Raw genomic sequence first — 16946 nt, 5'->3', positions numbered from 1 at the left:
CAACCGTTCTCCTCGTATTCCCGCACCTGTCAGGCGTCCGTCTCACGCGGCCTGGGCGAGGCCCATCCGCGCGTGCATCCGTTCTCGGACGACCGGCCATTCCGCGCTCAAGATCGAGTAGTACGCGGTATCTCGGACCGTGTCGTCGGCGCCTCGGCTCTCCGCCCGCCGCACACCGTCGAGGTGTGCGCCGAGGGCTTCGATGGCGGCCCGGGAGCGTACGTTCCGTATGTCGGCCTTGAGGGTTATGCGGTGGACCTGCCAGGTCTCGAAGGCGAGGGAGAGCATCAGGTACTTGCTCTCGCGGTTGATACCGGTTCCCTGCGCGGAGGCGGAGAGCCAGGTGTAACCGATGTCCGCCACGGACGGGACATCGCCCACCGCCCCACGAGCGCCCGGCGGCCAGGGCATGGGCCCCTGCCAGTACTCCAGGTGCATGAGACGGGTGGCACCGACCACACGATCGGTGTGAAGCCACCGGATGGCGAAGGGCATCGTGCGGCCCTCCGCCTGCTCAGCCAGAGCGGCCTCCACATAGGAGACCATCTCGTCCCGGCCATTGGGGACACGAGTGAAGGTATAGGTGGAACGGTCTTCACTCGCCGCGGCGACGAGGTCGTCGACGACCGCGAGGCTGAGCGGTTCCAGGCGCACGAGGCGCCCGGACAGGGTGACGAAAGCGGGCATGAGCACATCATGGGGGCTCCTCACCACGCCTGATGCCAAACAGTGCGAGACATCTTGGTGAGCATCGGGGGACGTCCGTGACGGGTGGGCCTCTCCACGGAGAAATCGCAGGTGGGAGCCGCTGAAACCCCGTGGAGAACCCGTCGCGGGAACCCTCCCGCGACGGGGTGCGATCACCCCGTCGCGGGAGCCGTGACGAGCGGGAGACGCACGTGGGAGCGGGATGCCTGACGCGTCGCGCGCAGGGCGGTCAGCGCCTCGCTCAGATCATCCAGCGAAGCCGAGATCCAGGGCAACTCCAGGGGGTCCGCGGCGTCGAGCGCGGCGAGCCGCAGCGACGTCGTCTCGCCGTACAGGAGGCTCGTCGCCACCCGCACCCGCAGGGCTTCGGGGTCGTCACCGAAGGCGTGGCCGGGAAGCACGCCGACACCGTGCCGGTCGAGCAGGTACGCGGCCAGGTCGGCGGAGGAGGCGAAGTCGAGCCCGGTGAAGTCGGGGTAGAGGTAGAAACCGCCCTGAGGCGCATCCACCCGCACCCCCGCGCGGACGAACCGCTCGTACACCGCCCGCGCCACCGCGCCGTGCAGCTCACGGCTCCGGTCCACCCGCTCGACGAGCTCCGGCGGCTCGGTGTAGGCGTACGCCGCCGCCTGCTGGACCGGCGCGGCGGGACTGGACCAGATCTCGCTCGCCACCGCGAGGAGCCGGTCGCGCAGCAGCGGCGACGGGAGGCGGGCCACGCCGATCCGCCAACCGCCCAGGGCGAGGCTCTTGCTGAGCCCACTGGTGATCACGGTCCGCTCGGGGGCGACGTCGGCCGGGCTGAGGAAAGCGGTGGCCGGGGAGTGGACCAGGTCGCGGTAGATCTCGTCGGAGACGATCGTCAGATCGAGCTCGCGGGCGACCTCGGCGATCCGCCGGATCGTGGACGCCTTGGCCAGCGTGCCGGCGGGGTTGTCGGGAAGCGTGACCAGCAGCGAGCGCACGTCTCGCCCCTGGGCGCGGGCGCGCCTCACCGCCGCGGCCACACGCTCGGGGTCCGGCACCCCACCCTCGCCGTGGGGCGTCGGAACGAGCAGGGAACGCGCTCCGACCAGCTCGGTCTGGGCGGCGTAGCTGACCCAGCTCGGCATCGGCAGCACGATGTCGCCGCCGATCGCCAGCAGCAGGCCGTACAGCAGGGGCTTGCTTCCCGGACCACAGACCACCAGGTCGGGATCGGTGGGCAGGTGACGCCGTGACCAGTAACCGGCGGCCGCCTCGCGCAGCGCGGGCGCGCCGGCGACCGGTCCGTACCCGTTGAGGTCGGACGCCGCGATCAGCCGCTCGCGCAGGGCCGGATGAACGGGCAGGCCCGCCTCACCGAAGGCCAGGTGCAGCACGCTCTCACCTGCGCGCCGTCTTCGTTCGATGTCCTCGTTGGCCGCCAGGGTGGCGGAAAGGGTGACGCTCATCGCGGGGTCCTTACCTCGTCGCGGAACACCACGAAAACGCTACGGAGCGCGACAGAACGCGGCAGAACGCAGCGGTACGTCGTGGTCGTCTGGGGAACGTTGTGGAACGTCTTCAAGCCTGCTGGGATGGACGGCATCAGGACAAGCTTCGGTTGTCGTGGGTGGGCGTAAGGAAAACTGATGCTTGATTTACGGAGGCTCGCGCTGATCTGTGAGTTCGCCCGACGTGGCAGCATCGCGGCCACCGCGGCCTCCCTGGGCTACAGTCCTTCGGCGGTCTCGCAGCAACTCGCGGCGCTGGAGCGCCAGGCGGGAGCCGTGCTCATCGACAGGACCGCGAGGAGCGCGGAGCTGACCGACGCGGGGCGCCGCCTGGTCGAGCACGCCGAGCGCATCCTGGCCATGGTGGAGAGCGCGGAGTCGGACCTGTCGGCACAGGCCGCGACCCCGTCGGGGCGGGTCACCGTGACCGCCTTCCCGACCGCCGCGGTGGCCTTCGCGCCCGCGCTCGCCAGGACGCTGCGACGGCACGACGAGCTCACCCTGCGGATGGGACAGGCCCGCTCGGGACGCGGCATGCGCGAGGTGCAGTCGGGCGAGGTGGACATCGCCCTGGTCGACGACTGGTACGGCCGGATGCGCGAGCCCGACACGATGCGGGTCTTCCCGCTGCTGCGCGACCCGCTGGTGCTCGTGGTGCCGCGCAGGCACAGGCTCGCCTCCCCCGACGTCCCCGTCGACCTGTGGGATCTGCGCGACGAGCCCTGGATGGCCACTCCGGACGGTGAGCCCTCCCGGCTGGCGGTGGACAGGCTGATGGCCGACGTCGGCGGGCACCGGCCGGTTACCTGGGAGTTCGAAGGGCTGGGAACGATCATCGGCCTCGTCGCCAAGGGCATCGGCATCGCGGCCGTCCCCGCCCTGGCGCTGGCCGCGGGGGTCCGCGGCATCGCCGTCCGCCGGTTCCCCGGTCCGTCGGTCGGCCGGGTCGTGTACGCCGTGGCTCGATCGTCCAGCGTCCACCGCCCCGCGGTGTCCGTCACCCTCAGGGCCGTCCACGTCGCCGCGCGACTCCTCGCCGCCGACCTGGAGGGGGTCGAGCCGGCGTCCAGGGAGGGTCCGGACTCCGAAGGTCTGTCCGGTGTGAGGCTTGGAGGTGATGCCTGACCGGGCTTCGAAGGCCCGGGCGGGTGTGAGGTTCGGAGGTGATGCCTGACCGGACTCCGAGGGCTCGGCTGGTGTGACGCTCGAAGGTGGGTCCCGATCAGGACGGTGTCTGATGAGGGTGGTGTTCGAGCGAGACGGCTCCCGGAGGCTCGCGTCCCGGTAACGTCGGCACGTGCCTCCCACCTACGCCCTTGAGCGGTTGCTGAACGACGGCGGTTCCAAACTGGTCGCCGGGGTGGACGAGGTCGGGCGCGGAGCCTGGGCCGGTCCGGTGGCGGTCTGCGCCGTGGTCACCGACCTGTCGGAACCGCCCGCCGGACTCACCGACTCGAAACTGCTCACCCCCGCCCGCCGCTCCGCCATGGTCTCCGAGATCACCGCCTGGGCGGCCGGTATCGGGTACGGCGAGGCGTCCCACGAGGAGATCGACGAACTCGGGATGACCGAGGCCCTGCGCAGGGCGGCGAGGAGGGCGCTGGCCGGGCTTCCCGTCCGTCCCGACGTGGTCGTTCTGGACGGGAAGCATGACTATCTGGGAGCGCCCTGGCCGGTCAGGTGCGAGGTCAAGGGCGACCTCTCCTGCGTCTCCGTGGCCGCGGCCTCCGTGATCGCCAAGGTCCGGCGGGACACCTACATGGCCTCACTCGGTTTCGAGGAGTACGGGTTCGCCGACAACGCGGGATACCCCTCGCCGGTTCACCAGGCGGCGCTCGCCTCCCTCGGCCCTACGGAGCATCACCGCCTTTCCTGGTCCTATCTGGACGACCTTCCCCGGTGGCGCCACCTCAAGAGGCATCGCAACCCGCTGGCCGGAGAGGGCCAACTCGGGCTTTTCGGATAGACGCCCCTTTATATGGGGCCTCCGGCCCGCCCGGTGACGTCCGGCCGGGGCCGGCCGGACGCGATGAAACCGGTCCGGAGGCCGGGACGAGACCGGGGAAGGCGGTCCGCCTCGGAACGAGGCCGTCAGCAGTCGACGAGCTCGGGCGACTGGTTGAGGATCTGTGACCTGGCGGTGACGAACTCCGCGTGGGCGCCGGTGGCGGTCGGGTCGAAGACGGCGACCCGGTGGCAGTTCTGGAAGGCGAGTCTCACCCCGAAGTGGCGCTCCAGGGCGCCGCGCATGGCGTCGCTGGCGAGAGCGCGCAGGAGTTGGCCGCGAGCGGCCTCGTCCGGCGGGGGCACCGTGTTGTCGGCGAATTCGGCACCGGTGTCCTCGCGCTCCTTGACCAGGCCGCTGATGAGCGACCAGGCGTAAGGAAGGGAGTCTCTGACACAGGTGACGAATGCCGCGTCGTCCACCTCACCGGCCTTGGCCTGGTCGAGAAGATCGTTCGAAACGGTCAGCGACATGCTGCGTTCTCCTCACAGAAGGGGATTCATCAGACACTAGGTCGGGCCTACCGATCGCTCCACCTAGCGGGAGAGCGACACTCGTGTGGGCCCGAAGACGAAGCCGGGGTCGATCTGGGCCGCCAGATCCTCGCCCGTCGCCCTGTTCGCCCAGGCCGTCGCGTTGCGGAGGTGGAACTGCACCGCCTGGCGTCCGAAGCGGAACCAGTCTTTCTCCTGGCTGTCGAGACGGTCGAGAAGCGTGCCCAGGGCTTGGGAGTTGGCCGGTTCGAGGTCTTGGAGAGTGAAGGGGCGGCCCTGCTCCATCGCGCGGATCGCCGAGGAGTGCTCCAGGCAGACCAGCAGGTCGTCGCCGACCTGATCGCGGAGGAAGGCCACGTCCCCGGGGCCGTGGATCTTGTTGCCCACCACCGCGATCGGCACGCCGTAGTCGGCGGCGTAGTCGCGGTACTGCCGGTAGACGCTCACGCCCTGGCGGGTCGGCTCGGCCACCAGGAAGGTCATGTCGAAACGGGTGAAAAGCCCCGAGGCGAAGGAGTCGGCCCCGGCCGTCATGTCGACCACGACGTACTCGCCCGCACCGTCGAGCAGGTGGTTGAGGTAGAGCTCCACGGCGCCGACCTTGGAGTGGTAACACGCCACCCCCAGGTCGTCCTCGCTGAACGGCCCGGTGACCATCAGCCGGGGCCCCTCCGGCGTGACGACGGAGAATCCGGTGTGGATCGGGTCGTCCTCGTCGAGTCGGAGCAGCCGCGAGCCGGAGCCCGGCGGGGTGGTCTTGACCATCGCGGCGGCCGAGGAGATGCGGGGATTGTCGCCCCGCAGGTATTCCTTGATCTCGGTCAGGTGCGAGCCCATCGGCCTGGGCAGCGCACTCTCGGCCAGCCCCAGTGCCATGCCCAGGTGCTGGTTGATGTCGGCGTCGACGGCGACCACGGGACCGCTCCGGCTCGCCACGTATCTCGCGAACAGCGCCGACAGGGTCGTTTTGCCGCTGCCGCCCTTACCGACGAATGCCACCCTCACAACAACGATCCAATCTGATTATGAAAATCATTTCAAGACCTCGGAGGGCCCATCATGCCACGACGGGCGGGGGCGCGTGACGCGTATCGCGGGGAAGAGGGGAGGCGTGCTCGCCTGGTAAATGCCAATAAAGGTGATGTCTCATGACAAATATCGGCGAAAGGTGTGAGGGGAAACGTCTGCCATGTCATGACCGGTGCCAAAGATCCGCTGTTACCGCTTCGCGGTCTCCTGTACGGACTCGACAACCGGCTTGGGGATCGGCGGGGCGGATGTTTGCCATCGGCGCCGATGAGATCCGGCCAGTCCGGGTATCCCCTCCCGAGTTGGTTGATCTTGACCCCCCGGTGAGATCGTGGACAAGGATCAGCAAGGGGCTCTGGTGGCACGTACCGGTACCTGGTCGCGTCGCGTTTCCGAACGGCGGGTTCCTGAACGGCGGTTCTCCGAGCGGTGGTCTCCCCGCGGGAGGTCTTCCCCGCGGGGGATCGGTGGATTCGCCGCGTGGAGTGTCGCGCTCGCGGTGCTCGTGACGCCGTCGCTCACTCTCGCCGCCTCCCGGACCGGGGTGGCGGAGGTGTCCTCGCCGTCCGTCCGGGCGGAGGCCCCGGTTCCCCGGACGACGATGGACGGGAAGTCCTCGGCCGTGCGGGTCGTGGAGAAGAACGTGCGGGTCGCGAGGAAGAAGAGGGAACCCTCGTCCGTATCCGCGGGGAAGGAGAACGGGGTGTCTTCGCCCGCGTCCGTGACGGGAAGGCGGGCTCCCGTGTTCACGGGGAGGCGGGCTCCCGTGTTCACGGGGAGGCGGACTCCCGTGTTCGTGACCGGAAGGCGGGCTCCCGCGTTCGTGGCGGGGAGGCGAAGCGCGCGAGGGGCCTTTGGCGGCGAGAGTCGTACGGCGAGGGTGGGAAAGCCGGAGATCAAGATCACCAAGACGGCCTCGCCCGTCCTCGCGAAACCCGGCCAGAAGGTCACCTACACCGTCGAGGTGCGCAACACCGGTGACATCGCCTACCCGGGCCTCACCTTCACCGATGACCTGTCGGGGCTGCTCGACGACGCGAGCTTCGGCCACGACCAGTCGGCCACGTCGGGCACGGTCTCCTTCGCCGAACCCAGGGTGGCCTGGACCGGCGACGTGGCCGCCGGGCAGACGGTGACGGTCACCTACGGCGTCACGGTGAACGACCCCCCGGCGGGGGACCTACGTCTCTCCGGCGAACTGGTCGGGCCCGAGGGCTCCAACTGCGAGGCCGGGTCGGCCGATCGCGCCTGCGGAAACCTCGGCGGGATCGGCCTGCCGCTGCTGTACGTCCTCATGACCGCAGACAGCGAGACCGCCGACCCCGGCCAGACGGTCGCCTACACGATCACCGTCGGCAACGTCGGCAACGCCACCTATCCCGGTGCCACACTCACCGGGGAACTCTCCAGGGTCCTCGACGACGCGGTCTACAACGGCGACGCGCGGGCCACAAGCGGCACCCTCTCGTACGGCGCGCCGAAGCTGAACTGGGCCGGGGACATTCGGGTGGGCGAGACGGTCACGGTCACCTACAGCGTGACCGTCGGTACTTCCGCCACCGGGGACGGGGTGCTGGACAGCGCCGTCCAGGCCCTCGGGGGTGGGACGAACTGCCCGGACCCGGTGCCGTGGTCCGCGAGGCGTGCCGCGCCCGTCCCCGGTACGGGGCTCGGCTGCGCGCAGCGGGTCGCCGTACAGAGGACGACGGGCACCGGGACGCTCGGGCCCGAGGATCGCGAGGCGGACTCGGCGCCGGTTCCGGCTCCCGGCTCGGCACCCGCGCCCGAGTCGGACTCCGGGCCGGTGCCGCTTTCCGGGGCGGATTCCGCGCCGACGCGGGTACCCGGGTCGGACTCCGCGTCGGTGCCGGTTCCTGAGTCGGACTCCGGGCCGGCGTCGGTTCCCGAGTCGGATTCCGTTCCCGGTTCTGTGCCCGCGCCGGTTCCGGTTCCCGGCCGGGATCGGAAACCGGCGCCCGCGCGGGTGCCGGAGCCGGTCTCCGACCCGTCGTGCGTGCCGGGCCGGGGGCGATCCTTCTCGGTCCCCTGTCTCCCCCGTGGGCCTCGCGAGGTGTCGGCCGGCCCCTCGTTGCCGTTCACTGGTCCGCCGCTCGGGCCGGCCCTGTTGGGACTCCTGCTCTCCGGCCTCGGGCTGGCCCTGCGGCTGCGTACCCGGCCAGGGAGAACCTAGCCGGGTACGGGCCGTGGTCGGCGTAGAGGCCGGCGCGGACCTTGGCCGGGCGCTCGTCGCGCCGGATCAGACCGGTCGGCCCCGGCGACCGCGGCGGAACAGGAGCGCGGCGGTCGCCAGCCCGGCGGCGACGGCGGCGGCCAGCGAGACGGGCAGGACCCAGGCGGCCGTCTCCTTCGGTGGGGCCACGGTGTTGATGTCCGTGGCACAGGCGAGTACGGGGCCGGTGGCGCTCCTGCGAGCGCAGGCCGTCGTCGCCAGGTTCTGCACCGCCGCGCCGGCCACCGCGCCCACCCGGGCGCTCACGTGGACGATCGTGTCCTTCTCCGGCGGGACGTTCACCGTCCACGCCACCTTGCCCTGCTCCACATGCCCTCCGGCGTCGGCCTTCACGAAGGTCATCGACGGTGGCAGGGACTGCACCAGGAGGACGCGCTTCAACCGGTCGCCTCCCTGGTTGCTGAGACGGAGTGTGTAGGTGTTCTCCGCGCCGGGCGTGGTCTCCCTCGCTCCGTCGTCGAGGGAGATGGAGACCGAGGGGACCGGATCGGCCCAGGCGAGTGGCCATCCGACAGCGGGTGCGGCGATCGCGGCGAGCAGGCTCACGCTCGCCAGGTGGTGTTTCATCCTCTAACCTCCGTTGTCACACTAAGTAATCACTCCATAACAGCATTCTGGACCTCGTGGGCGCTCTCAACGCGCCGGACACGGCGCTGGGCCGTCATCCGTGAGGCCGTCGGCGTATCAGTTCGTTGGCCCTCGGTCCGCCGGCCCTCAGTCCGCGATCCGCTGGTTAGCCGGTTCTTTGGTTCGTCGCCCTGCCGGTCCTGTGCTCCACCGGAGCGTTCGGGCCCAACGAGTTCTCCGGTCTCGGCCGGTTCGTCAGTGGCAGGCGGAATCGAGGACGACGGCCTTTGTCTCGACTGTCTCCGCGTATTCGCCCGCCTTCCCCTGGTCTCCGGCCTGTGCGGCGGATACGGAGCGGGGCGGAGCGGGCGGCGCCGCCAGGGTGGCGGTGACCTCGCGCCTGATCAGGTGGTAGTCGGGCGCACCCGAGTAGATGAGCGGGGGGACGAACTGGAGACTCCTGATCCTGGAGTTCTTCACCTTCTCCGACAGTTCGACCAGGTCGGGCAGCAACTGCCGAGGTATGTCGGTGGAGATGGTGTCGACGGCGGCGGCGGCCAGTTTCTCGAAGCTCCTGAAGACCGTCACCGGGTCGGCCTGTTTGGCGACGGCGTTCAGCAGGCACTTCTGGCGGCCCATCCGCACGTAGTCGTCACTGTAGGTGCGGGATCTGCCGTACCAGAGCGCCTCCTCGCCCGAGAGTTTCCGTTTTCCCGCCTCGATCAGGCCCTCGTTCTGCCTGCCGTACACGATGGGATCCTTGATGCGGACCCGTACACCGCCCATCGCGTTGACGATTTCCACGAAGCCCCTCATGTCGACCATCGCGTAGTAGGGAATGTCGAGGCCGAGGATGCCGCCGATCGTTCTTTTCAGAAGCGTCGGGCCGCGGTGCCGCTTGCTCTGCCGGGGAACCATCTCGGGATAGTCCTCGGCGTACTGGTAGATCTCGTTGAGCATGCCCGGTGTGTACGGTGGCTCGCCCTGGAAACCGTAGGGAAAGCGCTCGCGGGCCGGACCCGGCGGCATCGGGACGTTCTCCAGGTTCCTGGGCAGGCCGAACAGCACCGTGTCTCCGGTCCTGGGGTCGATGCTGGCCACGGTCATGCTGTCGGTGCGCACGCCGATCCGGTTGGCCGCCGCGTCCGCGCCGACAAGCAGGATGTTGAGCCGGTCCACGTCCTTCCACGGGTCCACCGGGATCGGCGCGACGCTTTCCGCGAACACCGAGGTCACGACGCCGTGCGAGATGTAGGCCAGTTTGGCCGTGTAGATCATCGGAGCGACCACCAGCGCGCATATCACCCCGACGGCCGCGGCGGAGAGGTAGCGGGCCGCAGGCGACACCGTCTTCGGCCGCACCAGCAGGTGGGAGCGGATGGTCACGGCGACCGTCACGCCGGCGACCAGCATCGCGGTGAGGGCGAAGACCCAGAGCCAGGAGGGTTGTACGGCGAGGGAGAGCAGGGAGGGACCGGCGGTCAGCACGGCGGTCGCGACGGCCGCGGCGAGGATCAACTCGATGCCCATCAGGATGGCACCGGTCAGGCGGCGGCCCACCCAGACGTGGGCCAGACCCCACAGAACGGCTGAGCCCAGTGTCAGTGCCAGGCTCGATCCGACGCCTGTTCGCCCCGTATTGCCTGCCATAGCCGTGACATCTCCCGTCCGTCAGACCAATACGTCGCAGGTTAGTAACGGTTTTCGGGTGAATCGGCTATGTGGTTGTTCGACGCGCTGAGGGCGGCGGGTCAAGGTTTGTAAACCAGATTTCGCCGTCGGGATGACATTGATCTCCAAGTTCACGTCAAAAATAGGTCGTAACCGGTTTTGCCTGGCAAACGCGGGGATTTCCCGGTAATGCGGTTAGGGAAGTCCGTGCGTACGGTGATCGGCTCGATTTTGATCGTGCTCGGGTGCCTCCTCGCCCCCTTCGCCCTCACCGCCTACTGGGCGGCGAACGAGATCGCCGACCCCGACCGCTACATCGAGAACGTGGCCCCGCTGGCCGCTCACCCGGACGTCAGGAACGCCATCACGGATCGTGTCACCGACGAGGTCGTCGTGCGGCTGCGCGCGCTGGGCGTCTCGGTCGGCGGGGAGGTCGTCCGCGAGACGGTGAAGTCCGGCGTCGACAACGACTTCGCCGTCGCCTGGGTGGAGGTCAACCGGCAGACACACCGCAGGCTCCTCGCGATCCTGGGCCACGCCCCGAATCCCGGCATGGCGGACGACGGCGTCGGCTACGACCTCGCCCCGGTGTACGAACTGGTCAAGCGGAGGTTGAAGGTCGTCGGCGTGAGAGAGGCGTCCCGCCTGCCCAGCACGCACCCGGTCACCCTGCTGCTGCCCACCTCCGCCGTTTTCGTGATCGACAATTTCTACGACAGGCTGATCTCGCTGAAATGGGTCCTGCTGGGGCTGTCACCGGCACTGATCGTCACGGGGGTGCTCCTGCCCCGCGACCGGTGCGCCGCTCTGATCGGCGCCGGACTCGGCCTGGCCACGAGCATGCTCGCGCTGGCCGTCGTCCTGTCCGTGATCCGCAACGTCTACCTGCCCGCCTCCGCCACCGGCGGCATGTCGTACTCCGCCGTGGCCGCGATATTCGACGCGCTGACCGCCTTCCTGAGGGACGGCCTGCGCGTGCTCTTCACGCTGGGCCTGCTCGTGGCGGCGACCGCCTTCGTCGTCAAGGGAAAGCGCGTCCGTTCCAGGTTCGCGGCCGCGGTGCTCGAGGACCGTCGTCACCAGCCCGCGGACCCCTCGAAGGACGTCTCCGAGGGGTGATAGCCGAGCCGGGTGCGCGCGGCGGTGATGTCGAGGGTCCGCTCGACGGCCAGGTGGCCCGCGGCGTAGCGCGTGAGCCGGGGCGGGCGCGGGCGCCGGAGCAGCCGTGACACGGTCTCGGCGACGGCGGCGAGGGGATCCACCAGCGCGAGCGGCAAATAGTGCGGTTCGGCGTCGATGCCGCGCTCCGCGAGGATCGCGCGCAGGGCGTCGTCGAGCACGACGGGCTCGGCGTCGGTCACGTTGAAGACGCCGTGATCGACCGGGCCTTCTGCGGCGAGCAGGCAGGCCTGGACCAGGTTGTCCACCGAGGTCAGGCTGATCCGCTGGCGCCCGTCGCCCACCGCGAGCAGCCTGCGGCCGCTGACCGCGCGGAGGACCCGGGGAAGCAGCGTGGTGTCCCCCCTGCCGTAGATCGCGTGCGGTCGCAGGATGACCGCCCGTTCCAGGCATCTCTCTGCGGCGGCCTTCGAGGCGCCGTACGCGTTGGCGTACCGCCCGACCGGGGCGGTGTCCTCGACGGCCATCACGGTCGGCCGGAACGGGTCGTAGACGCTCGCCGTGCTGAGGTGCACGAACCTGGCGCCCGGGAAGGCCGCGGCGGCGTTGCGGGTGCCGTCCACGTTGGCGGCCCAGATGTCGCGTGGCGATCCCCAGTCCGTGACGCTCCCGGCGCAGTGGATCACCACGTCCACCTCGATCGGGGGTGTCGCGGGCCGGGGGGTGCGGAGGTCCCACGACGTGTACGGAGCGCCGCCGAGGTGCCCGGTGTCCACAGCGGGTCGCCTGCCGAAGGCCCGCACCGTCCAGCCTCGCGCCACGGCCGCCCGGCAGACCGCGCCGCCCACGAATCCGGAGGCGCCCGTCACCGCGACCCTCGGCCGCCCGCCCGGCCCGACGGGTCGCTCGGCCGCGGCGGGTCGCTCAGGCAGGGTGGGGTGCTCAGGCACGGCGGGTGACCAGCTCTCGCAGGGCGGCCCGGTCGAGCTTGTCGGCCCGTCCCGAGCGGGGGAAGGCGTCGAGCGGCTCGATACGGTCGGGCAGGGCCGCGGCGTCCACGATCTCGGGAAGCGCCCTGCGCAGCAGGCCCTCGTCGTAGCCCTCCGAGGGAACGACGGCCAGCACGACCTCCTCGTCCCCGGTCTCGGGGTCGGAGAGTCCGACGATCGCGGCCTCGGCGACCCCGGGCAGCGCCGCGATGCCGGACTCGTACAGGCCCGGGTAGATGTTGACCCCGTCGCGGAGGATCATGTCCTTCTTCCGGCCGAGCAGCACCAGCCGGTTCCCTTCGAGCCTGACCAGGTCACCGGTCGCGATCTCCCGCAGCGGCTCCTCGCCGAGATAGCGCCGCGCAAGGTGCGGGCCGGAGACGAACAACTCGCCGTCCTCGGCGACCCGGACCCCGACGCCGGGCAGGGGCTCCCCGAGCAGATCCCCCTCGGCCTGGGCCAGTTTCTCGTGGGCGGACGCGACCGCGATGGGGAGCGCCTCGGTCATCGCGTAGACCGAGAGGACCTCGGGCCCGGCCTCGATCGCGCGGCGGAGCACGCCCGGCGGGGCGGGAGCGGCGCCGAGCAGGAGGTAGCGGAGGGTCCCGGGGAGCCTGGGGGTCTCGCGCAGCAGCCGGTCCAGGTGCACCGGTACGGCGAAGGTGTGGGTGGCCCGCCGCGCGGCCAGTTCCGCGGCGAGGTCACCGCCCCCGGGCAGGGACCAGGTCGCCCCGGCCAGCAGCGCGGGGAGTCCGAGCATCAGCTGGTCGGTGTGCACGACGTCACCGGGACCGAGCGGGAACGCGCTCCTGAACATCTCCAGTCCGGCCGCGAGCGACCCACGGGTGTGCACCACCCCTCGCGGACGCGCGGTGGTCCCCGAGGTGAAGATCACCGCCGCCGGTTGGTCCGGATCCGTCCCGTACCCCTCCAGGGCGGGAACGGCGGGCGATCGTCGCAGGACACGGGAGAGCCGCAGCGCTCCGCGGGGTACTCCCGGCAGCCACGGGCCCGTGTACAGGTGACGGACGGGGTGGCCGGGAAGCGGGTCCGCGAGGTCGGGCAGCAGCAGCCCACGGCGGCGGGCGAGGCGCCTGAGCGGGCCGCTCAGGGTGTAGAGGAGGGACTCGCTGATCACCCAGGCGGGCCGGGTCGCGGCCATGCGGGCCGCGAGCACGTCGGGGGCCAGGCCGGGGTCGGCGAGGACGAGCGTCCCGCCCGCCGCCACCGCCCCCAGCGCCAGCGCCACCGCGTCCACCCCCGGCCGCACCGCGAACAGCACCCCGTCCCCCGGCCGGCCTCCGCCCATCGCGTCGCGGACCGCCGACACCCGACGGGCCAGCTCGCCGTAGGTGATCTCGCGGCCCCGCCCGTCGGCGATCGCGGTACGCCCCGGCTCCCGCCCGGCGATTGTCATGATCCCGCTGACGATGTCGTTCACGAGGCTCCCGCCCGGCCGATCCACAGATGCTCGTACGTGGGAATGAGGACCCGCCTGGCCGCCCGTCGCCGCACGACGCGCACCCGGTGGGAGAGCAGGACGGAGGCCACCGCCCGGATCTCCGCGAGGGCGAGCGGGTAGCCGATGCAGAAGTGCGGGCCCGCGCCGAACCAGAGCCTGCGCAGCTCGGGCGGGTGGGCGCGGGAGGGGTCGAACGGGCCGTACGCCCTGGCGCAGTTGTGGGTGACGATCAGGATCCGGTCGCCGGGGCGTACCGCCGTGCCGCCGACGTGCGCGGCGGCGGCCACCGAGCGCAGCATCAGCGGGGTCGGCGTGGTGACCCGCATCGCCTCCTCGATCACCCTGTCCAGGTCGCCGACCTGGGTGCCGTGGTCGTGCAGGAGGGCGACGAGCCGGGGGACGAACGTGGCGACGGTCTCGGTACCGGTCAGGAAGAACGCCCCCGCCGCGCCCCGCGCCTCGGCCACGGACAGCCCCTGCGCCCGCATCCGGCCCATCACCGTGGACTCGTCCCCGGCCTCGTAGGCGGCCTGCGCGATGTCCCCGATCCGGTCCAGCACCCGCCTGGCGACGGCCACCTGCCGGTCGGACAGCCGCCGCGAGCGCAGCGAGACCATCGAGACGACCCGCTCCCCGTCCGCGAAAAGTTCCCTCGCCCGCGCCTCGGAGACCTCGCCCAGCCCGATCACCCGGCAGATCACCGCCCCGGCCATCAGCCGCATGGCGTCCACCAGGTCGACCGTCTCGCCCTTTCCCAAGCGGGCGGAGAGATCGTCGAGCGGCCCGCGGAGCACGTCTTCCACCAGAGAGGACACGTACCCGGCGGTGAACAGCGGCATCAGTTTCCTGCGGAGCGCGAGGTGGCCGGGGCCCTCCATGTTGAGCAGCACGGAGGGACCGAGCACGGGCGTCCACAGGTCGCCGGGCGAACCCGGCCCGTCCTTGCGGAACCGCTCGTCCATCAGCACGGCCCGCGCGACGGCGGCGTCGTTGACCACCACTCCCAGACCGGGGACGCGCACCACGGGCCCGAGCCGGGCCAGCAGCCGCATGAGCGGGTAGGCGAAGGGGTGGGCGGCCAGGTGGAGGCGGGTCTCGTGGTTCACCGGACGTCGATCACTTCCGGCCGGTAGTGGTGGTCGGCGTACCAGGCGAGGGTGCCCGCGAGGCCGTACGCCCGCAGCCTGCGTACGGAGCCGAAGACCACCACGTCACGGCGCGAGGCGTACGCGGGGGTGAGCGTGCGCACCCGGTTGACCAGGGCGCGGTCCTCGTGGACCTCCTCGATCGCGGTCCTGGGGAAGCCGCCCGCGCGCTCGTAGAGGTCCGCGGTGATGGCGAGGGTGGCGCCGGGCATCATCACGTACGGGCCCAGGTAGCGCGGGTCCCTGTTGCCGGGCCGGAAGCGTCCGAAGGTCGCCGCCACCTCCACCACGAACGGGATGAGGTGGCGCTCCCAGAACTTCAGCCGGAACTCGTCGGTCCTGGGTCTCAGTTGCCCGCCGACCATCTCCAGCCCGTCGCCGAAGGCCCGCCGGATGTTGCGCACCCAGTCGGGGCGGGGCAGGCAGTCCGCGTCGGTCCTGGCCAGGTGGGTCGCCCCGTGCGCGATGGCGTGGCGCATGCCGGTGTCGGAGGCGGCGCCGGTGCCCTTCCGAGTCTCGACGACCACCTGGACACCGTGCCGCCGTACGACCTCGGCGGTGCCGTCGGTGCTCGCGTTGTCCACCACGAGCAGCGTGAAGTCCCGGTCGTCCTGCTCGGCCAGGGCCCGTAGTGTCGCCTCGATGCCGGGGGCCTCGTTGTAGGCGGGAACGATCACCCAGAGGTCCATCACATCTCCGCCAGCATCACACCGGTACTGATCCCGCCGCCCAGCCCGAGCAGCGCCACCCGGTCGCCGGGTCGCCAGTCGCCCAGGGTGAGCTGGAGCGGAAGCGTCGTCGAGGCGCAGTTGCCGTGCTCGGGCAGGCTGACCACGAGCCTGTCCTCGGGGATGTCGAGCACCTCGGCCAGGAAGCGCAGGTAGGGCAGCGCCACCTGGTGTACCGCGACGACGGCGAAGTCGTCCCAGGTCAGTCCGGTGCGCTTGAGGGCGTTGAGGAAGATGTCCGGGCCGATCGCCTCGAAGGCGTCCTTCAGCCTGCGCCCGTCGCCACGGAAGTAGGAGTACTCGAGGTCGCGGGGGTGCGCGGAACCGCCTCCGGGCAGGGTGCCGATCGCCCAGGCCGTGGAGTCGGCCGCGAAGTCGCGGTAGAAAATGCCACGTTCCAAATCGGCGGCGACCGTGACCGCGGCCCCGGTGTCCGACAGCGTGTAGCCCGCGAAGGAGTCGACGAACTGTGCGCGGTCCCTGACCCGCCACCGGATCGCCCGCGACGGGATCTCGCCCGAGCAGACCAGCACCTTGCGGTGCGCCCCGGTCAGGATGAGCGCCTCGGCGATCTGGATCCCGTTGAGCATGCTGTTGCAGGCGTTCTTGACGTCGAACACCGGGCACGAGAGTCCCAGTTTGGCCGCCACGATGTGCGCGGTGGCGGGCTCGATCATGTCCTGCGAGGCCGACGCGAAGACGAGCAGGTCGACGTCGGAGTGGTCGAGTTCGCGGGCCGCCTCCACGGCCAGGTCCGACGCCTGCTGGTCGTCCCTGGCCACGTGGCGGCGCCGGATTCCCGTCAGCCGTTCGACGACGCCCCTGTGGGGCGTGTAACCCTCGATCCGCCGTTCGACGTCCGCGCTGGACACGGTCCGCTCCGGCAGATACGTCGCGACGCCCGTGATCCGGGCTTTCATTGATCTCCCTTTATCCCTGAACGGTGTCGAGCCGAACAGCGTCGAGCCGAACAGCGTGAAGTCTCGACACGCTCGCGCAATGTATCTAAAACGCGGTGTTTTGTCCTGGTCATCCGAGAAAGACGGGCAAACATGGACGAGAAATCACATACCTGTACAAGTCTGTCGTGAAGCGGACATCGTGCCGTCCTTCCGTACCGCCTTCCCGCGTGGCCCGTTCGCGCCGACATGAGTTTCATGATCGCCAAAGGGGCGGTGGATCTTTTCCCCGAGGTCAAGGCCGAGGGCGGGGACAGGCGAACACCGCCGGGCCGCCGAGCATCACCTCGGATCGGGAGCCGTGGCTCCGCCGGGTAGTTTGACGACCCCCTGTGGCGGCAGAG

15 protein-coding genes are annotated in these 16946 nt (G+C 70.5%); 4 read left to right on the top strand and 11 right to left on the bottom strand.

All coding sequences use genetic code 11. The annotated features are described in order from the left end of the window. Window positions 1–42 precede the first annotated feature (42 nt). Both ACFY3V_RS22335 and ACFY3V_RS22330 read right to left on the bottom strand, forming a co-directional pair. A complete protein-coding gene (locus tag ACFY3V_RS22335) occupies window positions 43–687 on the bottom strand; it encodes a GNAT family protein (protein WP_362898255.1) in 645 nt (214 codons plus the stop codon). A 173-nt stretch (window positions 688–860) separates the two neighbouring features. Beyond that, entirely contained in the window at window positions 861–2141 is a 1281-nt protein-coding gene (locus ACFY3V_RS22330) for a pyridoxal phosphate-dependent aminotransferase (protein WP_389775900.1), read from the bottom strand. Between the two features lie 180 nt (window positions 2142–2321). On the opposite strand from ACFY3V_RS22330, the gene ACFY3V_RS22325 reads away from it, so the two are divergent. Continuing rightward, entirely contained in the window at window positions 2322–3308 is a 987-nt protein-coding gene (locus ACFY3V_RS22325; protein ID WP_362898251.1) for a LysR family transcriptional regulator, read from the top strand. Between the two features lie 172 nt (window positions 3309–3480). After that, complete coding sequence (locus ACFY3V_RS22320) at window positions 3481–4149, top strand: ribonuclease HII (protein WP_350941754.1); 669 nt, start codon at window positions 3481–3483, stop codon at window positions 4147–4149. A 125-nt stretch (window positions 4150–4274) separates the two neighbouring features. Here ACFY3V_RS22320 and ACFY3V_RS22315 read toward each other — a convergent pair whose 3' ends face one another. Both ACFY3V_RS22315 and ACFY3V_RS22310 read right to left on the bottom strand, forming a co-directional pair. Next, window positions 4275–4661 (bottom strand): SCO5389 family protein, encoded by a 387-nt coding sequence (locus ACFY3V_RS22315; protein ID WP_350941753.1) that lies wholly within the window; start codon window positions 4659–4661, stop codon window positions 4275–4277. 63 nt (window positions 4662–4724) lie between these two features. Next, complete coding sequence (locus ACFY3V_RS22310; RefSeq protein ID WP_362898249.1) at window positions 4725–5687, bottom strand: ATP-binding protein; 963 nt, start codon at window positions 5685–5687, stop codon at window positions 4725–4727. 814 nt (window positions 5688–6501) lie between these two features. Here ACFY3V_RS22310 and ACFY3V_RS22305 point away from each other — a divergent pair. Continuing rightward, on the top strand, window positions 6502–7902 hold the full coding sequence (locus ACFY3V_RS22305) for a hypothetical protein (RefSeq protein ID WP_389775895.1): 1401 nt from the start codon (window positions 6502–6504) through the stop codon (window positions 7900–7902). A gap of 66 nt (window positions 7903–7968) precedes the next feature. Here ACFY3V_RS22305 and ACFY3V_RS22300 read toward each other — a convergent pair whose 3' ends face one another. Continuing rightward, window positions 7969–8529: a hypothetical protein gene (locus ACFY3V_RS22300; RefSeq protein ID WP_389775892.1), complete on the bottom strand. Its 561-nt coding sequence runs from the start codon at window positions 8527–8529 to the stop codon at window positions 7969–7971. 255 nt (window positions 8530–8784) lie between these two features. Beyond that, window positions 8785–10179, bottom strand: coding sequence for an LCP family protein (locus ACFY3V_RS22295; RefSeq protein ID WP_389775889.1), 1395 nt, complete (start codon window positions 10177–10179; stop codon window positions 8785–8787). A 228-nt stretch (window positions 10180–10407) separates the two neighbouring features. Here ACFY3V_RS22295 and ACFY3V_RS22290 point away from each other — a divergent pair, with 228 nt between their 5' ends. Then, window positions 10408–11319, top strand: coding sequence for a hypothetical protein (locus ACFY3V_RS22290; RefSeq protein ID WP_389775886.1), 912 nt, complete (start codon window positions 10408–10410; stop codon window positions 11317–11319). On the opposite strand, the gene ACFY3V_RS22285 is transcribed toward ACFY3V_RS22290, so the two are convergent. Genes ACFY3V_RS22285 through ACFY3V_RS22265 form a run of 5 tightly spaced genes read right to left on the bottom strand, consistent with a single transcriptional unit; the run spans window position 11277 to window position 16563 of the window. Then, the gene (locus ACFY3V_RS22285) at window positions 11277–12269 is read right to left on the bottom strand and encodes an NAD-dependent epimerase/dehydratase family protein (RefSeq protein WP_389775883.1); all 993 of its coding nucleotides are present in this window, start codon (window positions 12267–12269) and stop codon (window positions 11277–11279) included. The genes ACFY3V_RS22290 and ACFY3V_RS22285 overlap by 43 nt on opposite strands. Next, window positions 12262–13749, bottom strand: a complete 1488-nt coding sequence (locus ACFY3V_RS22280) for an AMP-binding protein (RefSeq protein WP_389775880.1) — start codon at window positions 13747–13749, stop codon at window positions 12262–12264. The genes ACFY3V_RS22285 and ACFY3V_RS22280 overlap by 8 nt, the downstream gene beginning before the upstream one ends. Next, complete coding sequence (locus ACFY3V_RS22275) at window positions 13746–14876, bottom strand: cytochrome P450 (protein ID WP_389775877.1); 1131 nt, start codon at window positions 14874–14876, stop codon at window positions 13746–13748. Before ACFY3V_RS22275 ends, ACFY3V_RS22280 begins: the two co-directional genes overlap by 4 nt. Beyond that, window positions 14873–15604, bottom strand: a complete 732-nt coding sequence (locus tag ACFY3V_RS22270) for a glycosyltransferase (protein WP_389775874.1) — start codon at window positions 15602–15604, stop codon at window positions 14873–14875. Before ACFY3V_RS22270 ends, ACFY3V_RS22275 begins: the two co-directional genes overlap by 4 nt. Beyond that, window positions 15604–16563 (bottom strand): ketoacyl-ACP synthase III, encoded by a 960-nt coding sequence (locus ACFY3V_RS22265; RefSeq protein WP_362898233.1) that lies wholly within the window; start codon window positions 16561–16563, stop codon window positions 15604–15606. Before ACFY3V_RS22265 ends, ACFY3V_RS22270 begins: the two co-directional genes overlap by 1 nt. Window positions 16564–16946 lie beyond the last annotated feature (383 nt).

The organism is Streptosporangium sp. NPDC000095 (genome assembly GCF_042899335.1).
In the GTDB taxonomy this organism is placed as follows: Bacteria; Actinomycetota; Actinomycetes; order Streptosporangiales; family Streptosporangiaceae; genus Streptosporangium.
Note: the sequence above shows the minus strand (reverse complement) of the source record. Positions and strands in the feature narration are given on the sequence as shown.